Here is a 26,754-nt window from a genome sequence, read left to right on the forward strand (position 1 = left end):
GTGATCAGGGTCCGCCGGTCCTGGGCAGGACGCCGGCGTGGGTGACCTCGCTCATGATGTTGCCCTCCGCGCGGCCGGCGCCCGCACCTGCCCCCGCGCGAGGGCGGTGTCGCTCAGTCCAGCGACCCGCTGCGGTGCGTCCAGCGACCGGCGACCAGCGTGCCCAGGACCTCCGTCGTCCGCAGCCCACCGGCACCGTCGCGGGCCAGCACCGCGGCCGGCGGCTCGGCCACCACGACCAGGTCGGCGACGTCGCCGACCCGCACCGCGCGGCGGCCGCCGCTGGCGGCGGCGAGCGCGACGTCGAGGCCCAGGTGCTGCTCGGGGTGCCAGGCGGCACGGCCGTCCAGCGACCGGTGGACGGCGCTGGCGATCCCGTCCCAGGGGTCCAGCGGCGCCACCGGCGCGTCGGAGCCCAGCACCAGCTCCGCCCCGGCGTCCACCAGCGCGCGGTACGGGAAGGCCCACCCGGTCGCACCGGCCCAGTGCTGGTCGGCGGCGTCCCGGTCGTCGACGGCGTGCCGCGGCTGGACGCTGGCCGCCACCCCGAGCCGGGCGAAGCGCGGCAGGTCGTCGGGGTGCACCTGCTGGGCGTGCTCGATCCGGCCGGTGCAGCCGGCGGCAGCGAACCCGTCGAGCGCGACGCCTGTCGCCCGGTCACCGATCGCGTGCACCGCCAGGTCCAGCCCGGCCGAGGCCGCCCGGCGCAGCAGCCGCTCCAGCTCGGGCAACGGCGTGCGCAGCACCCCGTGGGGGCGCGGGCCGGCGGCCCCGGGGTAGGCGTGCGTGCAGAAGGCGGTGCGGGTGCCCAGCGATCCGTCGACGAAGACCTTGACCGGGCCCAGCCGCAGCCGGTCGGCGGCGACCGGGTCGGTCACGCCCGGGAGCGGGTCACCGCTGCGCAGCCCGGCGGCGATCGTCTGCTCCAACCGGTCGACCCACACCCCGGCAGCCACCCGCAGCGGCGGCCCGCCGGGCTGCCGCGCGGCCCGGCGTCGCCAGCTGGTCAGCGGGTCGCCGTACTCGAGGTCCACGACGGCGGTCACCCCACGGGAGGCGGCGGCCGCGGCTGCCTCGAGCACCCAGCCGTCCAGCACGGCAGGGCCGACCGCACCGGCCCGGGCCATCAGCTCCATGGCCTCCTGCTCCACCACGACACCGTCCGGGCTGGTCAGCGCGAAGCGGTGCACCGCCACCGAGCTGCACCACGCGGTGTGCAGGTCGCCGCTGGCCAGCACGACCGCCCGGCCCGGCAGCACGTCGTCGAGCAGCGCCGCGCACGGCACGTCCGGCCACAGCGCGTCCCGGAACCCGTGCCCGACCACCACCGAGTCCGGCTCCACGGCGGCACCGCGGACGGCGGCAGCGAGCAGCGCGGCCGCCTCGGCGGCCGACCGGGTCGCGGAGACGTCGATCCGGCGGCGGGTGGCGGCCCACTGCTCCAGGTGGACGTGCGCGTCGACCAGCCCGGGCAGCAGGACGGCGCCGTCGAGGTCCACGACCTCGGTGCCGGCCGGCAGCCCGGGCAGTCCCGGGGCGCCGGCGGCGAGGTCGTCGGCGATCGCGGTCACCCGACCGCCGCCGAGCAGCACGTCCCGCACCGCCGCGCCCAGTCGGGCCCGGCGCAGCAGCACCGCGCTCACCGGGCGACCTGCGCCGCCCGCCGCGCCCGGAAGACGTCGAGGGGCCAGCTGGAGATGCCGCCGGCGCGCACCCGGCTCACCGTCCCGTCCGCCGCCCACTCGTACTCCACGGTCTCCCCCGGGCTGCCGAAGCCGGGAACCGTCTCCAGCCGGAGAGTGTCCGGGCCCTCCACGGTCAGCTCGGCGCGCTCCTCGGTCGGCTCGGGCGCGCTCGGGTGCAGCAGCACCAGCCGGCCGCCGAGCAGCGCGACGTCGGTGGTGCCCCACAGGTTGGCGAACCGGCCGGTGTAGCGCGCCAGCTCCTCGGCCGGCGGCTGGTCGACGCCCTCCGGCGCCGCCAGCGCGAGGTCCAGCAGCGCGTACAGCCCACGGGCCAGGGCGTCGGCGGGGCCGTCGACGGCGTTGGTCAGCACGCTGACCACCACCTGTCCCACCGGGTCGATCCAGGTGCGGGTGATGTGCCCGGGGTAGCCGCCGCTGTGCCCGACGAGCTCCCGCTCGCCGAGGGTGCGCAGGTCCATCCCCAGCCCGTAGTACCGGGGGTCGCCGCCGTGGGCCCGGATCTCGGACTCGCGGCGGCGCATCAGCCGCTTGCTGCCCTCGGTGAGCAGCGCGGGGTCCCCGGCGAAGTGCGCGGCGCCGAAGGTGGTCAGGTCCCGCGCGGTGGACCAGAAGCCGGTGGCCGAGGCCATCGCCCGGGTGTCGACGTGCGGGATGGTCGCGCGCTCGTCCTCGCCGTCCAGCAGGCCGGTGTGCCCGGCGGCGTACTCCTCCGCCCGGGCCGGGTCCCACTCCGGGCCGGTGTCGACCAGGCCGAGCCGGTCGAGCACGGCGGCCTGCACGTGCGCGGCGTACCCGGTCCCGGTGACCGCCTCGATCGCCAGCCCCAGCAGCGAGTAGCCGATGTTGGAGTACTTGAAGTGCTCGTTGCGGTCGAGCACCGCGCCGTCGTCCGTGGCCGTGCGCAGCAGCAGCGCCTCGTCCGGGAAGGGCTGCAGCAGCTGCCAGTGGTCGTTGTCCCGGCCGTCGCGGACGACGCCGCCCTGGTGGCCGAGCAGCTCGCGCACGGTGACCTCGGCCAGGCCGGTGCCGGTCAGCGCGGGCACGAGCGAGGCGATCGGGTCGTCGAGCCGGAGCCGGCCGTCCTCGACCAGCTGCAGGACGGCGGTGGCGGTGAACGTCTTGGAGTGCGAGGCGATCCGGAACAGGTGCGCAGGGGTCAGCGGCGCGCCGGTGTCCAGGTCGGCGACGCCCAGCGCGGTGTCCAACACCAGCCGGTCCCCCACCCGGACGGCGGCCTGCACCCCGGGGACCCGCAACCGGCGGCGCTGGTGTTCCAGCCAGGACTCCAGGTAGGGCGCGGCGGCCGCGGCCACCTCGGCGGTGCGGGCGGGGTCGGGCTGCATGCGCGGGTGCTCCTCGCGGGACGGGTCGGCGGTGTGCTGAGCTTGTCAGGTGCAACGGTGGTCGGTCGTCGTCCCGGCCAAGAGGCTGGTCGCGGCGAAGACCCGGCTGACCCCGCTGACCGCGGCGCTCGGGGACGCACTGCCCGCCGGGCACCGGGACCTGGTCCTGGCGCTGCTGGCCGACACCGTCGCCGCGGCGCTGGCCAGCCCGGCGGTCGCGGGGGTCCTGGTGGTGACCGACGAGCCGCAGGCCGCCGCCCTGGTCACCGGGCTCGGTGCACGCACCGTCCGGGACGAGCCGGACGCCGGCCTGAACGCGGCGCTCGCCCACGGCGCCCGGCAGGCCCGCGCCACCGCCGGCGGTCCGGTCGCGGCGCTCTCCTCCGACCTGCCGGCCCTCCGCCCAGCCGAGCTCACCGAGGCCCTGCAGGCCGCGGGCGCGGTGCCCCGGGCCTTCGTCGCCGACGAGCTGGGCAGCGGGACGACGCTGCTGGCCGCCCGCGACGGCGAGCTGGACCCGCTCTTCGGCCGGGGGTCGGCCGCCGCGCACGCCGCGGGCGGGGCGCTCCCGCTGGCCGGTGACTGGCCTGGCCTGCGCCAGGACGTGGACACGCCCGCCGACCTGCAGGCGGCCTGCTGGATCGGGGCCGGCCCGCGGACCACCGCTTTCCTCCGGTCCGCTGCCGTGTCCATCTCCTGGACACCTCCGTGAGGCAGGATCGTCCTGTGCCCGACGCCCCCTCGCCGCTGCCCGCCGACCGGTTCCTCAACCGGGAGCTGTCCTGGCTGGACTTCAACAGCCGTGTGCTGGAACTGGCCGAGGACGAGGACCTGCCGCTGCTCGAGCGGGTCAAGTTCCTGTCCATCTTCGCCAGCAACCTCGACGAGTTCTTCATGGTCCGCATCGCCGGGCTCAAGCGCCGGCAGAGCACCGGGCTCAGCGTCCGCTCCCCCGACGGGCTGACCATCCGCGAGCAGCTGGCCCGGGTGACCGAGCGGACCCAGGACCTCGTCCACCGGCACGCCAGCGTCTTCGACAAGGACGTCGCGCCGCGGCTGGTGGAGCAGGGCATCCGGATCGTGCACTGGTCCGACCTCGGCGAGGCCGACGCGATGCGGCTGCGCGAGTACTTCCGGGACCAGGTCTTCCCGGTGCTCACCCCGCTGGCCGTCGACCCCGCGCACCCCTTCCCCTACATCAGCGGGCTGTCGCTGAACCTCGCCGTCTCGGTGCGCGACCCGGAGACCGGCGCCCCGCGGTTCGCCCGGGTGAAGGTGCCCAACAACGTGCCCCGGTTCATCCCGGTGGCGGCGGCCGGCGCGGCGGCCACCGACCGCGAGGCGGTGTTCCTGCCGCTCGAGGACCTCATCGCCGCGCACCTGACCGCGCTGTTCCCCGGCCTCGACGTGATCGACCACCACCTGTTCCGGGTCACCCGCAACGCCGACCTCGAGGTGGAGGAGGACCGCGACGAGGACCTCCTGCAGGCACTGGAGCGCGAGCTGGCCCAGCGCCGCTTCGGCCCCGCGGTGCGGCTGGAGGTCACCGAGTCCATCGACCCGCAGATCCTCGACGTGCTGGTGCACGAGCTGGAGATCAGCCCGGCCGACGTCGTCTCGGTGCCCGGGCTGCTGGACCTCGCGTCGCTGATGGCGCTCTACGACCTCGACCGGCCCGAGCTCAAGGACGAGCCGTTCGTCCCGGCGACCCACCCGCGGCTGAGCGAGGGCGAGACCCCCAAGAGCGTCTTCGCCACGCTGCGCGAGGGCGACGTGCTCCTGCACCACCCCTACGACTCCTTCGCCACCAGCGTGCAGCGGTTCATCGAGCAGGCCGCGGCCGACCCGAACGTGCTGGCGATCAAGCAGACGCTGTACCGCACCTCGGGTGACTCACCGATCGTCGCGGCGCTCATCGAGGCGGCCCAGGCCGGCAAGCAGGTCGTCGTCCTGGTCGAGATCAAGGCCCGTTTCGACGAGGAGGCCAACATCAGCTGGGCCCGCTCCCTGGAGCGCGCCGGGTGCCACGTCGTCTACGGCCTGGTCGGCCTGAAGACGCACTGCAAGACCGCACTGGTGGTGCGGATGGAGAACGGCGTGATCCGCCGGTACTGCCACATCGGCACCGGCAACTACAACCCCAAGACGGCCCGCATCTACGAGGACGTCGGCATCCTGACCGCCGACCCGCGGGTGGGTGCCGACCTCACCGATCTGTTCAACACCCTCACCGGCTACTCCCGGCAGACCACCTACCGCTCGCTGCTGGTCGCTCCGCACAGCATCCGCACCGGGCTGCTGGAGAAGATCCGTCGCGAGGCGCGGCACGTCGCCGAGGGCAAGCCCGCGGGCATCCGGATCAAGGTCAACTCCCTGGTCGACGAGCAGCTCATCGACGCGCTCTACCAGGCGTCGCAGGACGGCGTCCCGGTGGAGCTGGTCATCCGCGGCATCTGCACGCTCCGGCCGGGGGTGCCTGGGCTGAGCGAGAACATCAAGGTCCGCTCCATCGTCGGGCGGTTCCTGGAGCACTCGCGGGTGCTGCACTTCGCCAACGCCGGGACGCCGGAGTGGTGGCTGGGCAGCGCCGACCTCATGCACCGCAACCTGGACCGCCGGGTCGAGGTGCTGCTGCGGGTCAACGACCCCGCAGCGCAGCGGCAGCTGCAGCGGGTCTTCGACCTGGACATGGCGCCGGACGTGCGCAGCTGGCAGCTGGCCGGCGACGCGAGCTGGACCCGCACCGGCGACCGGAACTCGCAAGCGGAGCTGCTCGCCCTGCGGGGTGAGAGCACTGGCTGACCAGGGCGTCCTGATCCCGGCCGCCGGCGGTGCGGTCTGGCGCACCGGGGCCGCCGGGGTCCTGGAGACCGCGCTGGTGCACCGGCCCAAGTACGACGACTGGTCCCTGCCGAAGGGCAAGCTCGACCCCGGTGAGCACGCGCTGGTCGCCGCGGTCCGCGAGGTCCGCGAGGAGACCGGGCTGCAGGTGGCGGTCGGCCGGCGCAGCGTGCAGACCCGGTACACCGTGCGCAACGGCCCCAAGCGGGTCGACTACTGGGTGATGGAGGCCGTGGGCGGCTCCTTCGCCCCCAACGACGAGGTCGACGAGCTGCGCTGGCTGCCGATGCCGGCGGCCGCGGCGCTGGTGAGCCACGAGCACGACCGCGCGGTGCTGCAGGACCTCGCCCGCACCGACGTCCCCCGCGCGCCCGCGCTGCTCCTGCTGCGGCACGCCTCGGCCGGGAACCGCTCGGACTGGGACGGCCCGGACGAGACCCGCCCGCTGGACCGTCGTGGGCGGGCGCAGGCGGCCACGCTGGCCGCCGTGCTGCCCGCCTTCGCCCCGGTCCGGCTGCTGACCGCCCCGCCGGTGCGCTGCCGGGAGACGATGGCCTCGGTGGCCGCGGCCACCGGCCTCCCCGTCGGTGAGGTGCCCGAGCTCGGCGAGGAGGTCTTCGCCGCCGACCCGCAGGCCGGGCTGGCGGTGGTGCAGCGGCTGCTCGCCGACCCGACCGGGCTGACCGTGGTCTGCAGCCAGGGCGGGGCGATCCCGTCGGTGCTGGTGGCGCTCGGCGTGCGCTGGCACGACGCGGCCGGTGCGCTGTGGCCGCCGTCGGCCAAGGGCAGCGTGTGGGCGCTGGGCGGCCGGCCCGGTGCGCTGTCCGCCGACTACTACCGGGACTTCGCCGCCGACCCCGCCGCCGACCGGCACGCCGCCGAGCGTGCGGTCCGCAGCTGATGACGGTGGACCGGGAGCAGGTCTTCGCCGCGGCCGAGCGCGAGCGGCGGGCCGTGGCGGAGCTGCTGGCCGGCCTGGACGCGGAGCAGCTGGCGACGCCGAGCCTGTGCGCCGGCTGGGACGTGCGGACGGTGGCCGCACACCTGGTGACCGCCCTCACCGGTGCCGATCGCCGGTTCGTGACCGCGGCGCTGCGTGCCCGCGGCAACCTGCACCGGGCCAACGACGCCCTCGCCCGCGAGGAGGCACGCCGTCCCGTCACCGACCTGGTGGGCCGGCTGCAGCGCTCCGCCGGCCACCGGGTCAGCCCGCCGGTGGTGGGACCCCGGGGCCCGCTCACCGACGTCCTGGTGCACGGCGGGGACATGCGGGTGCCGCTCGGGTTGCCGCACGACCCGGCTGCCGACGGCGTCCGGGCGGCCCTGGACTTCGTGACCGGGAGCCGCGCCGTCGGCTTCGTGCCCCGCGCACGGCTGGCGGGGCTGCGGCTGGTCGCCGAGGACCTCGACGTGGCCCACGGCGAGGGTGCCGACGTCCGCGGCCGCGGCATCGAGGTGCTGATGGCGGTCTGCGGACGGCGCGCGCTGCTGGGCACCCTGCGCGGCCCCGGGGTGCCGGTGCTGGCTCGGCGGCTCAGCGCCGGCTAGGCCGGGTGGGCCGGCTGGGCCGGCAACGACCGGGGCAGCCAGGCCGGGCGCTGCGCCTCGAACGCGGTGATGTCCTCGAGGTGCCGCTCGGTGAGGCCGACGTCGTCCAGGCCCTCCAGCAGCCGCCAGCGGGTGTACGGGTCGATCTGGAACGGGACGGTGACGTCGCCGTGGGTGACCTGCTCGGCCTGCAGGTCGACGGTCACCGGCAGTGCCGGATCGGCCTCGACCGCCGCCCACAGCGCCTCGACGTCGGCCTCGGGCAGGACGACGGTGAGCAGCCCGGCCTTGGTCGAGTTGTTCCGGAAGATGTCGGCGAACCGCGGGCTGATGACCACCCGGAACCCGCCGTCCAGCAGCGCCCAGTTGGCGTGCTCGCGCGAGGACCCGGTGCCGAAGTCCGGGCCGGCGACCAGGATCGAGGCACCGGCGTACTGCGGCTGGTTGAGCACGAAGTCCGGCTCGTTCGTCCGCCAGGCCACGAACAGCCCGTCCTCGAAGCCGGTCCGGGTGATCCGCTTGAGGTACTCGGCCGGGATGATCTGGTCGGTGTCGACGTTGCTGCGGCGCAGCGGGGCGGCGGTGCCGGTGTGCGTGGTGAAGGCGTCCATCTCGGTCAGACTCCAGCCATCTCGAGGTCAGCAGGGGCGGTGAGCCTGCCGGTCAGCGCGGTCGCCGCGGCGACCGCCGGGGAGACCAGGTGGGTGCGCCCACCCTTGCCCTGGCGGCCCTGGAAGTTGCGGTTGCTGGTGGACGCCGACCGCTCCCCCGGCGTGAGCTGGTCGGGGTTCATGCCCAGGCACATCGAGCACCCGGCGCCGCGCCACTCGGCCCCGGCGTCGATGAACACCCGGTCCAGGCCCTCGGCCTCGGCCTGCTGCTTCACCGCGACCGACCCCGGGACGACGAGCATCCGGGTGCCGGCGTCCACGTGCTTGCCGGCCAGCAGCGCGGCGGCGACCCGCAGGTCCTCGATCCGCCCGTTGGTGCACGACCCGAGGAAGACGGTGTCGACCTCGATCTCGCGCAGCGGGGTGCCGGCGGTCAGGCCCATGTAGGCCAGCGCGGACTCGGCGGCCTGCCGCTCGTTCTCGTCGGCGATCTGCGCCGGGTCGGGCACGCTGGCCCCGATCGGCAGCCCCTGCCCGGGGTTGGTGCCCCAGGTGACGTAGGGCGTCAGCGACGCGGCGTCGATGTGCACCTCGCGGTCGAAGACGGCGTCGGGATCGGTGCGCAGCGTCGACCAGTGCGCGACGGCGGCGTCCCAGTCGGCGCCCTGCGGGGCGTGCGGACGGCCCTGCAGGAAGTCGAAGGTGGTCTGGTCGGGGGCGATCAGCCCAGCGCGGGCGCCGGCCTCGATCGACATGTTGCAGATCGTCATGCGGGCCTCCATCGACAGCGCCTCGATCGCGCTGCCGCGGTACTCGATGACGTGGCCCTGCCCGCCGCCGGTGCCGATCTGGGCGATGACGGCCAGGATGACGTCCTTGGCCGAGACACCCGCAGGCAGCTCGCCGTCGACGGTGACCGCCATCTGCCTGGCGGGGTACTGCGGCAGCGTCTGGGTGGCCAGCACGTGCTCGACCTCGCTGGTGCCGATGCCGAAGGCCAGCGCCCCGAAGGCGCCGTGGGTGGAGGTGTGGCTGTCGCCGCAGACGATCGTCATGCCGGGCTGGGTCAGACCCAGCTGCGGGCCGATCACGTGCACGATGCCCTGGTCGCGGTCGCCCATGGGGGCCAGCCGGATGCCGAACTCCGCGGTGTTGCGGCGCAGCGCGTCCACCTGCGCCCGGCTGACCGGGTCGGCGATGGGGCTCAGGATGTCCAGCGTCGGGACGTTGTGGTCCTCGGTCGCCATCGTCAGGTCGGGACGGCGGACGGTGCGCCCGGCCGCGCGCAGCCCGTCGAAGGCCTGCGGGCTGGTCACCTCGTGCACGAGGTGGAGGTCGATGTAGAGGAGGTCGGGCTCCCCCGCCGTCCGCCGGACGACGTGGGACTCGTACACCTTCTGCGCCAGGGTCTGGCCCATGGGAGCTCCTCCTCGTTGCCATCTCACAGAATGAGATGAGAGTATTGCTGCGTGGGACAGCCTAACCCCGTCGCGGTCCTGGACAAAGCCGTGGCCATCCTCCGCGCCGTGGCCGACGAACCGGCCAGCCTCGCCGAGCTGGTCGCCCGCACCGAGCTGCCCCGCGCCACCGCGCACCGGCTGGCGACGGCGCTGGAGGCCCACCGCCTGCTGCGGCGCACCATGGCCGGCGCATGGGCACCCGGCCCGGCCCTCGCCGAGCTCGGTCGCGGCGGTGCCGACCTGTCCGAGCTGGCCGGCCGGCACCTCAGCGCGCTGCGCGACGCGACCGGCGAGAGCGCGCAGTTCTACGTGCGCGACGGCGGCAGCCGGATCTGCATCGCCGCCGCGGAACGCTCCTCCGGGCTGCGCGACACCGTGCCCGTCGGCGCCCGGCTGCCGCTGACCGCGGGCTCGGCCGCGCACGCCCTGCTCGCCTTCGCTCCCGCCGAGGAGGTCACCCCGCTGCTGCCGGCGGCGAGCTTCACCGCCCGCACGCTGCTGGACGTCCGACGCCGCGGCTGGGCGCACAGCGTCGCCGAGCGGGAGGCCGGCGTCGCGTCGCTCTCCGCGCCGGTGCGGGACGGGGCAGGTGGCGTCCTGGGCGCGGTGTCGATCTCCGGCCCGGTGGAGCGGCTGGGGCGCCGGCCGAGCCCGGAGGTGGTCACCGCGGTGCTCGAGGCCGCCGTCGCGATCTCCCGCGCCGCCCGCTGACGGCCGTGGCCCCGCACCCGGGCGGGTGCGGGGCCACGATCTCGTCGGGTCCTCCTAGTGGTGCAGGTCCGAGCCGTCGCTCGTGCCCTCGCCCTTCTCCTTCTCCAGGGCCACGGGGTCGACGACGATCGGCCGCAGCACCAGCCACAGCGCGAACACCACGGCGACGATGATCATGACGATCCCGGACCACAAGTTCGCGTTCCAGTCGCCGGTCTTGGCCCGGTCGTCGGCGTTGGTGAAGAACAGGCCCATGATCGTGAGCACGATGCCGTACAGGCCGATCAGCCCGGCGATCACGGTGCGGACGTCGTAGGCGCCGGCGGTGTGCTTCTGCTTCGTGCCCTGCTCCGGCCCGTCCGCGCCGGCCTGTCCGTGTGCGGTGCTCATGTCCTGCTCCTCTCGGGAACGCTGGCGACGGTCAGCGGAAGATCACGTTCAGGATGATGACCAGCACCAGTGAGATGCCGGCCAGCTTGGTGGGCGACTGGTACCAGGGCAGCAGGTGCGCCTCCGGGTCGGTGCGCTGCTCCTTCGGGGTCTCGGAGTAGACCAACCCGACGAGTTCGGAGACCGGCTTGGGCGCGGTCACCATGGTGACCGCCACGCTCACCAGGATGTCGACGACGAACGCGGCACCGGCGGCGACGAAGCTGGCGCCCTGGCCGCTGATCGGCAGCACACCCAGGGACGCCGTGCCGAAGGAGTCCTCGCTCAGGAACGCGACGAGGACGGCGGCCAGCGTGCCGGAGATCAGGCCGGTCCAGCCGGCGGTCGCCGTCATCCGCTTCCAGAACATGCCCAGGATGAACGTGGCGAACAGCGGGGCGTTGAAGAAGCCGAACAGCGTCTGCAGGTAGTCCATCAGGTTGCTGTAGCCCGAGGCGATGATGGCGGTGAAGATCGCGATGACCGTCGCGCCGACCGTGGCCAGCCGGCCCACCATCAGGTAGTACGCGTCCGGCCGGTCCTTCTTCACGTACTGCTGCCACAGGTCGTAGCTGAAGACGGTGTTGAAGGCGGAGATGTTCGCCGCCATCCCGGCCATGAAGGCGGCCAGCAGGCCGGCGATCGCCACGCCGAGCAGTCCGTTGGGCAGCACCGCCTCCATCAGCAGCAGGATCGAGTTGTTGTAGTCGACCGTGCCGCCGGCGGCCTTCGCCTCGCTGATCGAGGGGATCAGCACCGCGGCGATCATGCCCGGGACGATGACGATGAACGGGATGAACATCTTCGGGAACGACCCGATGATCGGGGTGCTCCGTGCCGCGGACATCGACTTGGTCGCCATCGCCCGCTGGACCTCGACGAAGTTCGTCGTCCAGTAGCCGAAGGAGAGCACGAAGCCCAGGCCGAAGACGATGCCGATGACCGACAGCACCGGGTTCTCGATGGCCGACAGGCCGGTTCCCGGCCAGGACCGCAGCTGCTCGTCACCACCGACCGACGCCTCGACCCGGTCGACCAGGCCGCCGATGCCACCGACGCGGTGCAGGCCGATCAGCGTCAGCGGCAGCAGCGCGGCGACGATGACGAAGAACTGCAGGACCTCGTTGTAGATCGCCGCGGACAGGCCGCCCAGGGTGATGTAGCTGAGCACGATCGCCGCGGCGATGACCAGCCCCAGCCACAGCGGCCAGCCCAGCAGCGCGTTGACGACCGTGGCCAGCAGGTAGAGGTTGATGCCGGCGATGAGCAGCTGGGCCACCGCGAAGCTGAGCGCGTTGACCAGGTGGGCCCCGGTGCCGAACCGGCGGCGCATGAACTCCGGGACGCTGCGCACCTTGGAGCCGTAGTAGAAGGGCATCATCACGACGCCCAGGAACAGCATCGCGGGGACGGCGCCGATCCAGAAGTAGTGGAACGTGGCCATGCCGAACTGGGCGCCGTTGGCCGACATGCCGATGATCTCGACGGCCCCGAGGTTGGCCGAGATGAACGCCAGGCCGGTCACCCAGGCGGGCAGCGACCGGCCGGACAGGAAGAAGTCGAGGCTGTCGGACACCCGGCGCCGGGCGGCGAAGCCGATGAGCAGGACGACGGCGAAGTAGGCGACGACGAGCGCGTAGTCGACGGCGTTGGCGTCGAGCCGCAGGGTGTCGTCCGCTGCGAGGACCACCGGTGGTACCTCCGGGTGCTCAGGGATCGGGCGCCCAGCATGGGGGCAGCTGGGTCCGCTTGTCAGCCGACAGACGGGGCACGGTGGTGCGGCGTGTTGATCAGCGACGAAACGCTAACACCGGCGCAGCGGCCGACCATCCGGTTGGTCACTGCAACGGGTGACAGACCGCGACGGGGAACACGAGAGCCCCCACCCGGATCGGGTCGGGGGCTCTCGCCTGGTGTAGCCCCGAAGGGATTCGAACCCTCGCTACCGCCGTGAGAGGGCGGCGTCCTGGGCCGCTAGACGACGGGGCCATGATCGCGCCGTCGATTCTGGCACGTGCCACCGGGCGGCGCGCGGAGAGGTCCGGAGGCGACGGGAGCCCCCGACCCGGGTGGGTCGGGGGCTCCCTCTCGTGTAGCCCCGAAGGGATTCGAACCCTCGCTACCGCCGTGAGAGGGCGGCGTCCTGGGCCGCTAGACGACGGGGCCCCAGGCTGTGCTGGTGCTGCTCGGTGGTGCTGTGCTGCGGTCGTGCTGAGGAGGTGGATCTTCCTCGCTGGGGTACCAGGACTCGAACCTAGACTAACGGAACCAGAAACCGTCGGGCTGCCAATTACCCCATACCCCAAGGCCGTGCAGCACCTTTCGGCGCCGGGAGAGAACTGTACCTGATGCCCGGGACGGGCCCGGCGGGCACCCCCTCCCCCGCCCGTCATCCCCAGACCGGTGGCGGGCCCGGCACCCAGCCGGACGGGCCCCCGGGACGCCCGCCGACCGGCCCGGTCCCCGGGCGCAGGTCCACCGCCGGGCTGAGCAGCTCCGGTCGGAGCTGCGGCCGGGAGCGGGCCAGCCACCCGACGAACGCGACCATGCCGAGGATGCCCAGCAGGCTGGTGGCCCAGCCGATGACGCCGCCGGGCTCGGCGGCGGCCGCGCGGTCACCCAGCGCACCGGCCAGCAGGAAGATCACCACGTTGTTGACCGCGTGCAGCGCGATGGAGGCCTCCAGCCCGCCGGTCAGCCAGACCGCCGCGGACAGCGCGAGACCGATCGCGAAGCGGTAGAGGAAGGTCTGGAAGTCCGGCGGGGCGTGGGCGGCGGAGAACAGGGCCGCCGACACCACCCCGGCGACCGCCGCCCCCACCACCGGGCGGCCGATCCAGCCGGCGATCGTCTGGCTCAGGTACCCGCGGAAGACGTACTCCTCCGCAGCGGCCTGCAGCGGCGTCGTGGTGAGGACGACCAGCAGCATCCAGCCGAACGACGGTCCGGGGCCGGTGACGTCCACGCCGGTGGCCGCCACGGCGATCACCAGGCCGAGGGCCACCGCCACGCCGAGGGTGGCCAGCGCCCGCCAGGTCACCGGGCCGAAGAGCCGCCAGCGCAGCCGCCCCAGCACGGAGGAGGACCAGCCGATGCCCACCCCGTGCGGGACCAGCCAGCACACCCAGACGATCGGGATGGCGACGATCAGCGAGAGGTTGGTGACCAGCAGGACGGCGACGTCGGTGAGGTCGAGCAGGGCCAGGTCGGGCACCACACCGGTGACCAGGAAGACGATGAACACCACGAAGGCCGCGACGGCGTAGAGCACCGAGAACAGCAGCAGGCCCAGCAGCGGTCGCCACCACGCCCAGTCCCGGGCGCGCATGAGCAGCGCGTAGGGCTGCGGGGTGTCGAACGGCGGGGCACCGGGCGGGGTGACCGCCCGGACGGGCCCAGGTGTGGGGACGGGCGGCGGCGGGCCGCCCCAGGGCGGCGCACCCCACGGCGGCGCCCCCCACGGCGGCGCCCCCCAGGGCGGCCCACCCCACGGCGGGCCACCCCACGGCGGGCCACCCCACGGCGGGCCACCCCACGACGGGCCGGGGACGCCGACCGGGACCTGAGGCGGCGCGCCGTAGCGGCCGGTCGGCGGCGGACCGCTGTACGGCTGCTCCGGCGGCGGTGCGCCCCAGCCCGCTGCGGTCATCCGGTCGCTGCCCCGCGGGCAGCCGCGAGCCGGGCCAGCGTGCGCTCCCGGCCCAGCAGCTCCATCGACTCGTACAGCGGGGGCGACACCGTGCGACCGCTGATCGCGACCCGGACCGGGCCGAACGCCTGACGCGGCTTGCGGCCCAGTCCCTCGACGAGCGCGTCCTTGAGTGCGGTCTCGATGGCCGGCGTCGTCCACCCCGGCAGCGCCTGCAGCGCCGCGGTGGCCGCGTCGAGCACCTCGCCGGCACCGGCCCCGAGCTGCTTCTCGGCGGCGGCCGGCTCGATCGCGAGGTCCTCGGTGAAGAGGAAGCCGAGCAGCCCGACCGCGTCGGACAGCACGATCATCCGCTCCTGCGCCAGCGGCGCGATCTGCGCGAGCACGGCGGCCTGCTCCGCGGTGGGCGGGTCGCCGACCAGCCCGGCACCGGCCAGGTGGGGCGTGACCCGGGCGATGAACTCCTCGACCGGCAGCGCCCGCAGGTGGGTGGCGTTGATCGCCTCGGCCTTCTTCAGGTCGAAGCGGGCCGGGTTGGCGCTGACCCGGGTGACGTCGAAGGCCTCGACCAGCTCGGCGGGTGAGAACACGTCCCGGTCCTCGGCGATCGACCACCCCAGCAGGGCCAGGTAGTTGGTCAGCCCCTCGGGCAGGAAGCCGCGCTCGGGGTACACGTCGAAGTTGGCCTGCGGGTCGCGCTTGGACAGCTTCTTGGTGCCCTCGCCCATGACGTAGGGCAGGTGCCCGAACCGCGGCGTCCCGGCGGCGACGCCGATGTCGGTGAGCGCCGCGTACAGCGCGAGCTGGCGGGGGGTGGAGGGCAGCAGGTCCTCGCCGCGCAGCACGTCGGTGATGCCCATCAAGGCGTCGTCGACCGGGTTGACGAACGGGTACAGCGGGGCGCCGTTGCCGCGGACCAGCACGAAGTCCGGCACCGACCCCGCGGCGAAGCTCACCTCACCGCGGACCAGGTCGGTCCAGCCGAGCGCCTCGTCGGGCATCCGCAGCCGCAGCACCGGCTGGCGGCCCTCGTCCCGGAACGCGGCCTTCTGCGCGTCGGTGAGGTACCGGTCGGCGTTGTCGTAGCCGAGCTTGGGGTCCTGACCGGCGGCCAGCCGCCGGGCGTCGACCTCGTCGTTGGTGGAGAAGGACTCGTAGGCGTGGCCGGCCGCCAGCAGCCGCTGGGCGACGTCGGAGTAGACCTCGTGCCGCTCCGACTGCCGGTACGGCCCGTGCGGGCCGCCGACCTCGGGGCCCTCGTCCCAGTCGATGCCCAGCCAGTGCAGGCTGTCCAGCAGGTGCCGGTAGGACTCCTCGGAGTCGCGCGAGGCGTCGGTGTCCTCGATCCGGAAGACCAGCTGCCCGCCGGTGTGCCGGGCGTGCGCCCAGTTGAACAGCGCGGTGCGCATCAGCCCGACGTGCACCATGCCGGTCGGCGAGGGGCAGAAGCGGGTCCGGACGACGCCCGGCGCGACCTGCGGAGCCGTCATCGGTTGCTGCCCGCGGTGGAGGCCCGGTCGGCGCCGGCGACGGAGTTGGTGAGCGTGCCCAGACCCTCGATCGTGCACTCGACCCGCTGCCCGGGGGTGATCGGCCCGACGCCGGAGGGCGTACCGGTGAGCACCACGTCGCCCGGCAGCAGCGTCATCACCTGGGAGATGTAGGAGATCAGCGTGGGCAGCCCGAACAGCAGCTGGCTGGTGCGGCCGGACTGGCGCAGCTCGCCGTCCACCTGGCAGGTGATCTCCAGGTCGGCCGGGTCCTTGCCCAGCCCGGCGAGGTCGGTCTCGATCCAGGGCCCGAGCGGGCAGAAGGAGTCGAAGCCCTTGGCCCGGGTCCACTGGCCGTCGCTCTTCTGCATGTCCCGCTCGGAGACGTCGTTGCCGATCGTGTAGCCGAACACGCTGGCCATCGCCTGCTCGGGCGTGACCGACCGCGCGCCGCGGGCGCCGATGACGACGGCGAGCTCCACCTCGTGGTGCACGTTGGTGCTGCCGGCCGGGATGCGGATGGCGTCGCCCGGACCGATCACCGAGGTGGAGGGCTTGAGGAAGATCAGCGGCTCCGCCGGCGCGTCGCCGGTGGCCATCTCCTTGACGTGGTCGGCGTAGTTCTTCCCGACGCCGACGACCTTGCTGGGCAGGATCGGGGAGAGCAGCCGGACGTCGGCGGCGGCGTACCGCTGACCGGTGAAGGAGATCTGGCCGAAGGGGTGGCCCTCGATCTGGGCGACCTGGCCGTCCCCATCGAGGACCCCGAACGACATGCCGGCTGGGTGGGCGAAGCGGACGATGCGCACGTCGCCACGGTAGTCGCGACGGCGTCAGCGTTCGGCATGGCCGCCCGGATCACCGAACTCGTCCTCGACTGCCGCGACCCGGCCGGGCTCGCCGCCTGGTGGGCGGAGGTGCTCGGCTACGAGGTGGTCGGCACCGAGGACGACGGCGCGATCGAGATCGGCCCGCCCGGACAGGGGCCGAAGGGCGTGGTGCCCACGCTCCTCTTCGCCCCGGTGCCCGAGCCCGCGCCCGGCAAGCTGCGGCTGCACCTGGACCTCAACGCCACCGACCGCGACCAGGACGCCGAGCTCCAGCGGCTGCTGTCCCTCGGCGCCACCCCGGTCGACGTCGGCCAGGGACCGATCAGCGACACCATGACCTGGCACGTCCTCGCCGACCCCGAGGGCAACGAGTTCTGCCTGCTCCGGAGCCGGGTCGACCCGGCGCGGGGACTGCCCCGGCCGCCCACCTAACATCCGGGCGGTGAGGCCCTTCCTGCTGCTGTCCACCCGTGCGGAGGACGAGGCCGCGGACGGCGAGCACGCCGCCTTCCTCCGCTGCACCGGGCTGGCTCCCGAGCAGCTGCGGCAGGTCCGGATGGAGGCCGCACCGCTGCCCGAGCTGCGGCTCGACGACTTCTCCGGGGTCTTCCTCGGCGGCGGACCGTTCAACTCCAGCGACCCGGCGTCGAGCAAGTCACCGGTCCAGCGCCGGGTCGAGCGGGAGCTGGACGGGTTGCTGGACGAGGTCGTCGAGCGCGACCTGCCCTTCTTCGGTGCCTGCTACGGCGTCGGGACCCTGGGCGTGCACCAGGGCGCCGTCGTGGACCGGACGTTCGCCGAGCCGGTGTCCGCGGTGCCCGTCACGCTGACCCCCGCCGGGGCGGAGGACCCGCTGCTGGCCGGCGTCCCCGAGCAGTTCGACGCGTTCGTCGGCCACAAGGAGGCCTGCCGCACGCTGCCGCCGTCCGCGGTCCTGCTGGCCTCGTCACCGGCCTGCCCGGTGCAGATGTTCCGGGTGGGGCGCAACGTCTACGCGACGCAGTTCCACCCCGAGCTCGACGTGGCCGGCATCGTGACGCGGGTGCGCGTCTACCAGCACGCCGGCTACTTCCCGGCCGCCGAGCTGGACGAGCTGGTCGCCACGCTCACCGCCGCGGTGGTGACCGAGCCGGGCCGGATGCTGGCCACCTTCGTCAGCCGGTACGGCTGACGTCCGCCGGCCGGTGCCGCACCGCGTAGGTCATCGCGTCGACCAGCGCGTGCCAGGAGGCCTCGACGATGTTGTCGTGGACACCGACCGTGGTCCACTCCCCCGCCCCGTCGGTGCTGTCGATGAGCACCCGGGTGGTGGCGCTGGTGCCGCCGGTCCAGCCGAGGATGCGCACCTTGTAGTCCGCGAGCGAGACGTCGGCCAGCTGCGGGTAGCGGCCGACGAGGGCCTGGCGCAGGGCGTTGTCCAGTGCGTTGACCGGGCCGTTGCCCTCGCCGGTGCTGATGATCCGCTCCCCGTCCACGTGCACCTTGACGGTGGCCTCGCTGATCACCACGCCGTTGCCCCAGTGCTCCACCGAGCTGCGGTAGCTCTCCAGCTCGAACAGCGGCTCGGGGGCGTCGGGCAGCTGGGCGCGCAGCAGCAGCTCGAAGGAGGCGTCGGCGGCCTCGAAGGACCACCCGTCGGCCTCGAGCACCTTCACCTGGTCCACGACCCGCCCGATGGCGTCGGCCTGCCCGGCGAGGTCGACGCCGAGCTCGCGGCCCTTGAGCTCGATCGAGGCCCGGCCGGCCATCTCGGTGACCAGGATGCGCATGTCGTTGCCGACCACCTCCGGCGCGAGGTGGTTGTACAGCTCCGGGCTGACCTTGATCGCGCTGGCGTGCAGCCCCGCCTTGTGCGCGAAGGCCGAGGCGCCGACGAAGGGCTGGTGGTCGTCGGGGGCGATGTTGGCCAGCTCGGCGATGGCGTGGCTGACCCGCTTGAGCTCGGGCAGGCACCCGGTCGGCACCACCGGCAGCCCCATCTTGGTGACCAGGTTGCCGACCAGGGCGAAGGTGTCGGCGTTCCCGGCGCGCTCGCCGTAGCCGTTGGCGGTGCCCTGGACGTGGGTGACCCCGGCCTCGACGGCGGCCAGCGTGTTCGCCACCGCGCAGCCGGTGTCGTCCTGGCAGTGGATGCCCAGCCGCCCGCTGGTGCGCGCGCGGACGTCGGCGACGACCCGGCCCACGCCCATCGGCAGCATGCCGCCGTTGGTGTCGCACAGGACGCCGACCTCCGCGCCGGCGGCGAACGCCGTCTCCAGCACCTGCACGCCGTGGTCGGGGTCGGCTGCGTAGCCGTCGAAGAAGTGCTCGCAGTCGACGAAGACCCGCCGTCCGTGCGCGACCAGGAAGGCGACCGTGTCGGCGACCATCGCCAGGTTCTCCTCCACCGTCGTGCGCAGCGCCTCGCGGACGTGCCGGACGTCGGACTTGGCGACCACGCACACCACCGGCGTCTCCGCGTCGAGCAGCGCCGCGACCTGCGGGTCCTCCTCGACGCGGACCCCGGCCTTGCGGGTGGCGCCGAAGGCGACGAGCTGGGCGTGCCGCAGCTGCAGCTCGGTCCGGGCCCGCGCGAAGAACTCGGTGTCCTTGGGCAGCGCACCCGGCCACCCGCCCTCGATGAAGCCGACGCCGATCTCGTCGAGCAGCCGCGCGACGGCGAGCTTGTCGGCGACCGAGTAGCTCACCCCCTCACGCTGCGCACCGTCACGCAGGGTGGTGTCGAAGACGTGGAAGTCCAAGTCGGTGGCCACGGGTCCTCCCGAGGGGTGTCGCGAACTGGCCCAGACATGAAGAAACCTCCCGGGTCACGGGAGGTTGCGCGCAGTCGAGGAGGGAACTGCGCGCTAGCTGATGATGATCGTGCGGGTGGCGTCCATCGCGCCCAGTACAGCACGGAACCCGCGCCGGTGGAACGACTCGTCCAGTGGGTGGGACGACGCAATCCAGGTGACGCCGGGCGGCGGTCCGGGGCACGATCCGGGCCGACCTCGAGGAGGACCGGTGACCAGCACCTGGCAGGTCGTCCACCGCACGGACGACGGAGAGCGCGTGGGGTACGTGACGCCCGCGACCGGAGACGGCCGGCTCGTCGTCCCCATGACGCTGGCCGGCACCCCCGCCGCGGGGCCGCTGCCGGTCGACGCGGCCACCGCGCTGCTCACCGGCACCGGGCTGGCCGTGCTGGCCCGCCGCTGGTGGTGCCGGCTGCCGGACCCGCTGCCCGCCGGCGTCACCGACGCCGGCCGGCCGGACGAGGACTGGGCCTGGCGGCCGACCGTGCCGGTCGAGGTCTTCCCGACCGAGGTGCGGGTGCGCCCGGAGCACCCCGCACCGGAGGAGCGGTCCGCCCTCGCGGTGCTGCCCTTCCCCGCCGCCGACCTGCTGCGTCCCACCGCCCCCACGTGAACGCCGACACGGCCCCGCTGCAGGGCGGCCCCGTCCAGAGGCTCACCCCGAGCCTGCGAGGGGTGAGGAGGACGGGGTCGTTCGTCTAGCCCGACAGTGCTGCCAGCCGGTCGCCGATCTCCGCGGTGCGGATGGTCGCCTTCGGGTCGCGGGTGGAGAGGTCGAACGCGACGGCGGCGTTGACCTTCTTGGCCAGCTCCGGGCGGCCGAGGTGGTCCAGCAGCAGCCCGACCGACAGCACGGTGGCCGTCGGGTCGGCGGTCCCCTGCCCGGCGATGTCGGGGGCCGAGCCGTGCACCGGCTCGAACATGCTCGGGTTGGTGCCCGAGACGTCGAGGTTGCCGCTGGCGGCCATGCCGATCCCACCGGTCACGGCGGCGGCCACGTCGGTGACGATGTCGCCGAACAGGTTGTCGGTGACGATCACGTCGTAGCGGGACGGGTCGGTGATGAAGAACATCGCGGCCGCGTCGACGTGCTGGTAGGCGACGGTGACCTCGGGGAACTCCGCGGAGACCTCGTCCACGGTGCGGGACCACAACGACCCGGCATGGGTGAGCACGTTGGTCTTGTGGATCAGGGTGAGGTGCTTGCGCGGGCGGGCGACGGCCCGCTCGAAGGCGTAGCGCACCACCCGCTCCACGCCGAAGGCGGTGTTGAGGCTGACCTCGGTCGCGATCTCGTGCGGCGTGTCCCGACGCAGCACCCCGCCGTTGCCGACGTAGGGGCCCTCGGTCCCCTCGCGCACGCAGAGCATGTCGATCTCGCCGGGCCGGGCGAGCGGGCTGCGCACGCCGTCGTAGAGCTTGGCCGGGCGCAGGTTGACGTGGTGGTCGAGCTCGAAGCGGAGCTTGAGCAGCAGGCCGCGCTCGAGGATGCCGCTGGGCACCCCGGGGTCGCCGACGGCGCCGAGCAGGATCGCGTCGTGCTGGCGCAGCTCGTCGAGCACCGAGTCCGGCAGCAGCTCGCCGGTGCGGTGCCAGCGGGCCGCCCCCAGGTCGTACGGGGTGGCCTCGACGTCCGGGGCCACGGCCCGCAGGACCTTGAGGCCCTCCGCCACCACCTCGGGACCGATGCCGTCTCCAGGGACCACTGCCAGCCGCATGAGGGCAGAGGTTAGTGGGCGACCCCTCCCCCTCCCGCACCCGTACACGCCGGACGCCCCCCGCGAGGTGCTCGCGGAGGGCGTCCGGGTCGTGCGGGAGTGCCGGTCAGCCGGCCGGCGGAGCCCCCACCAGGGACACCGAGGCGTCCCCGGCCGACGGCGCGATCGGCACGGACTGACTGCGCCCGGTGGCCGTGTCGTTGTGCGGCAGGACGACCAGGGCACCCTTCTCCCCGCCGACGGCGACGTCGGCGGCGTAGGACGCGGGGTCCTGGGTGACGGTGATCGTCGTCCCGTCGGTGGCCGGCAGCAGCAACGCCGGGTTGCCGTCGGGGTCGCTGAACGACAGCCCCGGGGCCAGCGGGTCGAAGCTCATCGGCGTGCTGAGCTCCGCCCCGGTGGCGCCGGTGGTGGTGCCGAGGTCGTCGACCGTGTCGTAGGCGCTGACCGCCTGCACACCGAAGGAGATCCGCCCCTGCACCAGCGGCATCGCCGACAGCGGCACCCCCATCACCTGGACGTCGCTGTCGAAGGCGTTGGTGTCCACGAGCCCGTCGACCAGGTTCAGCGCGCCGACGTAGGGAGCACCGGCGGGCAGCAGCTGGTAGTCCCGGTCGGTGACGACGACGAGCGCGACGTCGCTGTCGGCGACCCGCGTGGTCGTCACCTGGTAGTCCCAGACGCCGTCACCGGTCGCGTCGAGGTAGACGCCGTAGTTCACCGCCGTCTCCGGCGAGGTGTACCGCCCGTGCGCCGAGACCGAGAAGTACAGGCCCGGGTCGTCGGCGAACGCCTGCACGTCCGAGGCGACGCCGACCGTGGCCAGGTCGACGGAGCGCTCGAGCTCGGACTTGTAGCAGTCCGGGCCGACCGTGGTCGTGCACCGGGGCATCTCCGGGCTGGTGCCCAGCTGCTCGAGGACGTCCACCAGCGAGGTGTAGCTGGTGGGCTCGTACGCCTCGCCGTTGGCCACCCCCTGGCCGCTCAGGGTGAGGGGAGAGCCGTCCGCCGCCGCCGACGCGGTGAGCGTCGAGGAGGGCTTGGCGTTGCTGTGCACCGGGACGCGCAGCGCGCTCCCGTTCCCGTCGAGCGGGGTGAGCACGACGCGGCCGCTGGCCTCACCGAGGAACTGGCGGCCGTCGTCGGTGACCACCGTGGGGTCGGCCACCTTGCGGAGCTCGTCCTGCACGGCGGTCATCGACAGGGTCACCGTGCGGGTCTGCCCCGGCGGCACGGTCACCCGCTGCGCGGAGAGCGAGTACCGGACGCCGGGCTGCTCGGCTGCAGCCTGGTAGGCCACCCGGTACACCGCGGCGCTGGTGCCCTTGTTGGCCACCGTGATGGTCCGGGTCGCCTGCACCTGCTCGGCGCCGACCTCGACCACCCCGAAGGAGGCCGAGACGACCCCGGAACCGGCCTCGGCGTAGGCCAGGACGGTGTTCTGCACCGCGGCCGCGGCGTCGATCCGACCGGAGCCGACGCGGTTGGGTCCGTAGACCTCACCGGTCCGCCCCTCACCGGTGTACACGTCGTGCACCGCGGTGTTCATCAGGTCGGCCTTGACCTCCTCGGTCGTCCACTCCGGGTGCGCCGCCCGGATGAGGGCGGTGACCCCGGCGGTGGTCGGCGTGGCCATCGACGTGCCGCTCTCGCTCACGCCGGCCGAGCCGGTGCCGACACCTGCGGAGTAGAGCGTGACGCCGGGGGCGGTGACGTCCGGCTTCACGCCGTCGGCCTGCCGCACCCCGCGGGAGGAGAAGGACGCGAGCAGGTCCACCTGCTCGGGGTCGTCGGCGATGGCGGCGTCCTTCAGGCTCGGCCCGAAGGTCACCGTGACGGTCTGCCCCGCACCGACCGCCGACTCCAGCGCCTGGCCGTCGGTGGCGGTGGTCAGGATCCCCGGGATCTCCGCGACGCCGGTGATGCCGGTCTCCAGCAGGTCGTCGTCGGAGACGATCAGGAAACCGATCGCACCGGCGGTCACCGCGTTGGTGCCCTTGGCGACCGAGCCGCAGGCGAAGCCGGCGGCCTGGATCAGCAGCACCTTGCCGGTGGCGTACCCGGCCGGCAGCGCCGCGCAGGCGCCCTCGTTGCCGGCCGGCGCGGCGATCAGGTCGCCGGTGACGTCGGGCTCGACCGCGCCGGACTCGTCGAGGTCGGGGTAGGCGACCGAGCGGAGCCCGGGCCGGGTGCCCTCCAGCACGCCGGCCGGACTGACGACCTGCCAGCCGTCGAAGACGCCGTATCCGTCGTTGCTCGCCGCGACGCCGATCCCCCGGGGCGCGTTGCCCGGGGAGCCGCCGATGTCGTAGCTGTCCCCGGCGTTGCCCGAGGCCACGACGGCCAGCATGCCGAGCTCCATGGCCTGGTCGATGGCCAGCGCGTCTGCGTCGTCGGCCAGCCCGTAGTCCGAGCCGAGCGACAGGTTGACCACGTCGAGGTGGTCGGAGGGGTCGCCGTCCTGGTTCGGGTCCAGCGCCCAGTCGACCGCCTGGATGGTCACGTCGGTCGAGCCCTCGCAGCCGAAGACCTTCAGGGCGTACAGCTCGGCCTCGGGGGCCATGCCCGGGCCGATCCGCAGGGCCTTCGGGTCCAGGCCGGGTCCATACCCGCCGCGGTAGGTGCTGCCGTCGGCGTTGACGCCGTAGCCCGCCGCGGTGCCGGCGACGTGCGTGCCGTGGCCGTTGCAGTCCAGCGGGTTGGCATCGGGCTTCGCGACGGGGTCGTAGGCGGGGCTGGTCGGGTCGGCGTCGTAGGCGTCGCCGACGAAGTCGTGGCCCCCGACGACCTTCGCGTTCGGGAAGACCCCCGCCGGCGCCGGCTGGCCCTCGGCCGCCTGCACCGCCCGGAACTCCTCGACGCTGCCGCTGCCGCCGAAGTCGCTGTGGGTGTAGTCGATGCCGGTGTCGATGACGCCGATGGACACGCTCCTGCCGGTGTTGCCCAGGGCCTCCCACGCCTGCACGGCCTGCACGACGCCGGCCGCGCCGGCGTTGCTGACCGTCTTCGGGGTGATCGGGTGCACGGCGGTGACGCCGGGCAGCGCGCTCAGCGTCTCGTAGTCGGCCGCATCGGCGCGCACCGCGACGCCGGACAGCACGCTGGCGGTCGAGTAGAGCACCGCCGCGTCCGGAACGGCGGCCGGCAGCTCGCCGACGACCTGGGCCGCCGCCGCCTCGGAGTCCCCGCGCGCGGTGGAGGCGGCCGCGGCTGCGGCGGCCTCCCCGGACCGCCCGAGCACGTCGGAGTAGACCTGCGAGGCCGCGGGTGCGGCGAGTTCCATGAAGAACGACGTCGGGCCGCTCTCCGGCAGCCCGGCGGGGCGCACCCCGTCGCGTCGCGCGGCGAGCTGCGCCTGGACCTCGGCGAGCTGCTGCGCGCTGAGGTCGACCTGCCCTGCCCGGCCTCCCCCGTGGTCGGCCACGTCGGCCGGTGCGGCCAGCGCGGTGCCTGCACCGCTGGTGGCCAGGGCCGCCGCCACGGCGACGACCCCCGTCCGGACGGCGACGCGTCGGCGTCCCGCCCGGGTCGTGCTCGATGTGCTGGGTCGCACGTTCTCCCCTGTCGGCCGGTTCTGCGAGACCCGCCGGCGGCCACCTGCTGTGTTCGGGCCGTGACCAACGGCGAGTCTCTAGAACGCTGGTCGTTGCCCTGTCCAACGGCCATAGGCCGTTCGGAGCAGCGCAGGTCGTCGGGCGACGCACTCGACCGCGCTGTGCCCGCCCTGTGCCGGTGGGGGGACCACTCACGGTGCCGACGCGCGCCCGTCGCGGCGAACGGAGCAGTCGCCCTCGGCAGACGCCGCGTTGCTGCAGGCCTCAAGCACCGGCAGGCCGCCCGCGGACACGACGAGGCCGCGCCGTCCGGTGGACGACGCGGCCTCGGGTGCGGTGCCGGGCAAGGCCCGGCGGCGGGGTCAGCTGGGGTTCAGGTCGGCCGATCGGGCCCGGCGGGCGCCGATCCGCCCCGCGATGTCCCCGAGCAGCTCGGTGCTCACCGGGCTGTCCACGGCGATCGCCATGAGCGCCTCCCCACCCTGTGTCGTCCGGCTGACCTGCGCACCGGCGATGTTGATCCCGGCCTCGCCGAGGGTCGCGCCGACGGCCCCGACCACCCCGGGCCGGTCGGCGTACACGAAGAACAGCAGGTTCCCGTCGGCGGTCAGGTCGACGTCGAAGCCGGCGACCTCGGTCAGCTTGGGCACCTGGTTCTTGCCGTACAGGGTGCCCGAGACGGTGACCGCGGTGCCGTCGGCCATCGCGCCGCGGACGGTGATCAGGTTGCGGTAGTCCGGGCTCTCCGGGTCGCTGGTCAGCGCCACCTCGAGGCCGCGCTGGGCGGCCAGCAGCGGGGCGTTGACGTAGGTGACCGACTCCTCCACCACGTCGGCGAAGACGCCGCGCAGCACGGCCAGCTGGACGACCGACACGTCGAACTCGGCGATCTTGCCGAGCACCTCGACGTGCACCGACTGGGCCAGGCCGCCGGCCAGCGCGGTGAACACCCGGCCGAGCTTCTCGGCCAGCGGCAGGCCCGGCCGCACGTCCTCGGCGACGACGCCGCCGGCCTGCACGTTGACCGCGTCGGGGACGAACTCGCCCTGCAGGGCCAACCGGACGCTGCGGGCCACCGCGGTGCCGGCCTTGTCCTGCGCCTCCGTCGTCGAGGCGCCCAGGTGCGGGGTGACGACCACGTTGGGGAGGCCGAACAGCGGGCTGTCGGTGCACGGCTCCTTGGCGTAGACGTCGATGCCGGCGGCACCCACCTGGCCGGACTGCAGCGCGTCGGCCAGCGCCGCCTCGTCGACCAGCCCGCCGCGGGCGGCGTTGACGATGATCACGCCCCGCTTGGTCGCCGCCAGCTGCTCGGCGCCGATGAGCCCGAGGGTCTCCGGCGTCTTGGGCAGGTGGATGGTGATGAAGTCCGACTCGCGGAGCAGCTCGTCCAGGGACACCAGCCGCACGCCCAGCTGGGCGGCGCGGCCGGGCTGGATGTAGGGGTCGTAGGCGATCAGGGTGACGCCGAAGGCCGCCAGCCGCTGGGCGACCAGCACACCGATCCGCCCCAGGCCCACGACGCCGACGGTCTTCTCGGTCACCTCCACCCCGGTGAACCTCGACCGGGCCCACGTCCCCTCGCGCAGCGAGGCGTCCGCGGCCGGGATGTGCCGGGCGGCGGACAGCAGCAGCGCGACGGCGTGCTCGGCGGCGCTGACGATGTTGGAGGTCGGCGCGTTGACGACCAGCACGCCGCGCTCGGTGGCGGCGGGCACGTCGACGTTGTCCAGCCCGATGCCGGCCCGGGCGACCACCCTGAGCTGCGGCGCGGCGGCGAGCGCCTCGGCGTCGATCTGGGTGGCCGAGCGGATCAGCACGGCCGAGGCCTCGGCGAGCGCCGGCAGGAGGGCGGCTCGGTCGGCGCCGTCGACGTGACGGATCTCGACGTCACTGCCCAGCACCTCCAGGACGCTGGGCGCGAGCTCTTCGGCGATCAGGACGACGGGCGTGGTCCCCGGCACAGTGGCGGTCACGGGTCCACAGCGTAGGGACGTCGGACCCGCCGTCCGGCGTCGGTGCCCGCCGGTCCCACTGGGTGGACGCGCCCGCGACCGGGCAGTTGTTGC

The 26,754-nt window shown here is 74.0% G+C and carries 21 protein-coding genes and 3 tRNA genes; 8 read left to right on the forward strand and 16 right to left on the reverse strand.

Annotated features, from left to right (window positions below; all coding sequences use genetic code 11):
• Window positions 1-113: 113 nt before the first annotated feature.
• Both FHL79_RS05590 and FHL79_RS05595 read right to left on the reverse strand, forming a co-directional pair.
• The gene (locus FHL79_RS05590) at window positions 114-1,643 is read right to left on the reverse strand and encodes an amidohydrolase (protein WP_138757632.1); all 1,530 of its coding nucleotides are present in this window, start codon (window positions 1,641-1,643) and stop codon (window positions 114-116) included.
• A complete protein-coding gene (locus tag FHL79_RS05595) occupies window positions 1,640-3,049 on the reverse strand; it encodes a serine hydrolase domain-containing protein (RefSeq protein WP_138757633.1) in 1,410 nt (469 codons plus the stop codon). The genes FHL79_RS05590 and FHL79_RS05595 overlap by 4 nt, the downstream gene beginning before the upstream one ends.
• Window positions 3,050-3,098: 49 nt before the next feature.
• Here FHL79_RS05595 and cofC point away from each other — a divergent pair, with 49 nt between their 5' ends.
• Genes cofC through FHL79_RS05615 form a run of 4 tightly spaced genes read left to right on the forward strand, consistent with a single transcriptional unit; the run spans window position 3,099 to window position 7,438 of the window.
• On the forward strand, window positions 3,099-3,761 hold the full coding sequence (cofC, locus tag FHL79_RS05600) for a 2-phospho-L-lactate guanylyltransferase (protein ID WP_138757634.1): 663 nt from the start codon (window positions 3,099-3,101) through the stop codon (window positions 3,759-3,761).
• 14 nt (window positions 3,762-3,775) lie between these two features.
• On the forward strand, window positions 3,776-5,851 hold the full coding sequence (locus FHL79_RS05605) for an RNA degradosome polyphosphate kinase (RefSeq protein WP_138757635.1): 2,076 nt from the start codon (window positions 3,776-3,778) through the stop codon (window positions 5,849-5,851).
• A complete protein-coding gene (locus FHL79_RS05610) occupies window positions 5,835-6,791 on the forward strand; it encodes an NUDIX hydrolase (RefSeq protein WP_138757636.1) in 957 nt (318 codons plus the stop codon). The genes FHL79_RS05605 and FHL79_RS05610 overlap by 17 nt, the downstream gene beginning before the upstream one ends.
• A complete protein-coding gene (locus FHL79_RS05615) occupies window positions 6,791-7,438 on the forward strand; it encodes a maleylpyruvate isomerase family mycothiol-dependent enzyme (protein ID WP_218938335.1) in 648 nt (215 codons plus the stop codon). The genes FHL79_RS05610 and FHL79_RS05615 overlap by 1 nt, the downstream gene beginning before the upstream one ends.
• Here the strand turns inward: FHL79_RS05615 and leuD are convergent.
• Entirely contained in the window at window positions 7,435-8,049 is a 615-nt protein-coding gene (leuD, locus tag FHL79_RS05620; protein ID WP_138757637.1) for a 3-isopropylmalate dehydratase small subunit, read from the reverse strand. The genes FHL79_RS05615 and leuD overlap by 4 nt on opposite strands.
• A 5-nt stretch (window positions 8,050-8,054) precedes the next feature.
• Window positions 8,055-9,467, reverse strand: a complete 1,413-nt coding sequence (gene leuC, locus FHL79_RS05625; RefSeq protein WP_138757638.1) for a 3-isopropylmalate dehydratase large subunit — start codon at window positions 9,465-9,467, stop codon at window positions 8,055-8,057.
• A 51-nt stretch (window positions 9,468-9,518) separates the two neighbouring features.
• Between leuC and FHL79_RS05630 the strand changes: the two genes are divergently transcribed.
• Window positions 9,519-10,220, forward strand: a complete 702-nt coding sequence (locus FHL79_RS05630; RefSeq protein ID WP_138757639.1) for an IclR family transcriptional regulator domain-containing protein — start codon at window positions 9,519-9,521, stop codon at window positions 10,218-10,220.
• 54 nt (window positions 10,221-10,274) lie between these two features.
• On the opposite strand, the gene FHL79_RS05635 is transcribed toward FHL79_RS05630, so the two are convergent.
• The 8 genes from FHL79_RS05635 to FHL79_RS05670 form a co-directional block, all read right to left on the reverse strand.
• Window positions 10,275-10,610, reverse strand: coding sequence for an Asp23/Gls24 family envelope stress response protein (locus FHL79_RS05635; protein ID WP_138757640.1), 336 nt, complete (start codon window positions 10,608-10,610; stop codon window positions 10,275-10,277).
• Window positions 10,611-10,641: 31 nt separating this feature from the next.
• The gene (locus FHL79_RS05640) at window positions 10,642-12,339 is read right to left on the reverse strand and encodes a sodium:solute symporter family protein (protein WP_138757641.1); all 1,698 of its coding nucleotides are present in this window, start codon (window positions 12,337-12,339) and stop codon (window positions 10,642-10,644) included.
• A gap of 226 nt (window positions 12,340-12,565) precedes the next feature.
• Window positions 12,566-12,638 (reverse strand) — tRNA-Glu (locus FHL79_RS05645).
• A 104-nt stretch (window positions 12,639-12,742) separates the two neighbouring features.
• Window positions 12,743-12,815: transfer RNA gene (locus FHL79_RS05650), tRNA-Glu, on the reverse strand.
• Between the two features lie 67 nt (window positions 12,816-12,882).
• A tRNA-Gln gene (locus FHL79_RS05655) sits at window positions 12,883-12,954 on the reverse strand.
• Window positions 12,955-13,038: 84 nt separating this feature from the next.
• Window positions 13,039-14,298 carry a CPBP family intramembrane glutamic endopeptidase gene (locus FHL79_RS26095; RefSeq protein ID WP_138757642.1) on the reverse strand — a complete coding sequence of 420 codons (1,260 nt, stop codon included), beginning with the start codon at window positions 14,296-14,298 and terminating at the stop codon, window positions 13,039-13,041.
• Entirely contained in the window at window positions 14,295-15,788 is a 1,494-nt protein-coding gene (gene gltX, locus FHL79_RS05665; protein ID WP_138757643.1) for a glutamate--tRNA ligase, read from the reverse strand. The genes FHL79_RS26095 and gltX overlap by 4 nt, the downstream gene beginning before the upstream one ends.
• A complete protein-coding gene (locus FHL79_RS05670; RefSeq protein ID WP_138757644.1) occupies window positions 15,785-16,597 on the reverse strand; it encodes a fumarylacetoacetate hydrolase family protein in 813 nt (270 codons plus the stop codon). Before FHL79_RS05670 ends, gltX begins: the two co-directional genes overlap by 4 nt.
• 36 nt (window positions 16,598-16,633) lie before the next feature.
• Here FHL79_RS05670 and FHL79_RS05675 point away from each other — a divergent pair, with 36 nt between their 5' ends.
• Complete coding sequence (locus tag FHL79_RS05675; protein WP_138757645.1) at window positions 16,634-17,050, forward strand: VOC family protein; 417 nt, start codon at window positions 16,634-16,636, stop codon at window positions 17,048-17,050.
• A 10-nt stretch (window positions 17,051-17,060) separates the two neighbouring features.
• Window positions 17,061-17,789, forward strand: a complete 729-nt coding sequence (locus FHL79_RS05680) for a glutamine amidotransferase (RefSeq protein ID WP_138757646.1) — start codon at window positions 17,061-17,063, stop codon at window positions 17,787-17,789.
• Here FHL79_RS05680 and cimA read toward each other — a convergent pair.
• Window positions 17,773-19,371, reverse strand: a complete 1,599-nt coding sequence (gene cimA, locus FHL79_RS05685; protein WP_218938336.1) for a citramalate synthase — start codon at window positions 19,369-19,371, stop codon at window positions 17,773-17,775. The genes FHL79_RS05680 and cimA overlap by 17 nt on opposite strands.
• 250 nt (window positions 19,372-19,621) lie before the next feature.
• Between cimA and FHL79_RS05690 the strand changes: the two genes are divergently transcribed.
• Window positions 19,622-20,026, forward strand: a complete 405-nt coding sequence (locus FHL79_RS05690; RefSeq protein ID WP_138757647.1) for a hypothetical protein — start codon at window positions 19,622-19,624, stop codon at window positions 20,024-20,026.
• 85 nt (window positions 20,027-20,111) lie between these two features.
• Here the strand turns inward: FHL79_RS05690 and FHL79_RS05695 are convergent, their stop codons facing one another.
• The 3 genes from FHL79_RS05695 to serA form a co-directional block, all read right to left on the reverse strand.
• Window positions 20,112-21,131, reverse strand: a complete 1,020-nt coding sequence (locus tag FHL79_RS05695; protein WP_138757648.1) for a 3-isopropylmalate dehydrogenase — start codon at window positions 21,129-21,131, stop codon at window positions 20,112-20,114.
• Between the two features lie 106 nt (window positions 21,132-21,237).
• The gene (locus FHL79_RS05700; protein WP_138757649.1) at window positions 21,238-24,612 is read right to left on the reverse strand and encodes a S8 family serine peptidase; all 3,375 of its coding nucleotides are present in this window, start codon (window positions 24,610-24,612) and stop codon (window positions 21,238-21,240) included.
• A 435-nt stretch (window positions 24,613-25,047) separates the two neighbouring features.
• Window positions 25,048-26,661 (reverse strand): phosphoglycerate dehydrogenase, encoded by a 1,614-nt coding sequence (serA, locus tag FHL79_RS05705; RefSeq protein WP_246080384.1) that lies wholly within the window; start codon window positions 26,659-26,661, stop codon window positions 25,048-25,050.
• Window positions 26,662-26,754: the final 93 nt, after the last annotated feature.

Source organism: Modestobacter altitudinis, assembly GCF_005930475.1.
GTDB classification, from domain to species: Bacteria; Actinomycetota; Actinomycetes; order Mycobacteriales; family Geodermatophilaceae; genus Modestobacter; species Modestobacter altitudinis.

Bases quoted from the DNA above. Each gene is read 5' to 3' on its own strand.
- leuD (WP_138757637.1), bottom strand. From the start codon at position 8,049: ATGGACGCCTTCACCACGCACACCGGCACCGCCGCCCCGCTGCGCCGC.
- leuC (WP_138757638.1), bottom strand. From the start codon at position 9,467: ATGGGCCAGACCCTGGCGCAGAAGGTGTACGAGTCCCACGTCGTCCGG.
- FHL79_RS26095 (WP_138757642.1), bottom strand. From the start codon at position 14,298: ATGACCGCAGCGGGCTGGGGCGCACCGCCGCCGGAGCAGCCGTACAGC.
- gltX (WP_138757643.1), bottom strand. From the start codon at position 15,788: ATGACGGCTCCGCAGGTCGCGCCGGGCGTCGTCCGGACCCGCTTCTGC.
- FHL79_RS05615 (WP_218938335.1), top strand. From the start codon at position 6,791: ATGACGGTGGACCGGGAGCAGGTCTTCGCCGCGGCCGAGCGCGAGCGG.
- FHL79_RS05675 (WP_138757645.1), top strand. From the start codon at position 16,634: ATGGCCGCCCGGATCACCGAACTCGTCCTCGACTGCCGCGACCCGGCC.
- FHL79_RS05595 (WP_138757633.1), bottom strand. From the start codon at position 3,049: ATGCAGCCCGACCCCGCCCGCACCGCCGAGGTGGCCGCGGCCGCCGCG.
- FHL79_RS05635 (WP_138757640.1), bottom strand. From the start codon at position 10,610: ATGAGCACCGCACACGGACAGGCCGGCGCGGACGGGCCGGAGCAGGGC.
- FHL79_RS05695 (WP_138757648.1), bottom strand. From the start codon at position 21,131: ATGCGGCTGGCAGTGGTCCCTGGAGACGGCATCGGTCCCGAGGTGGTG.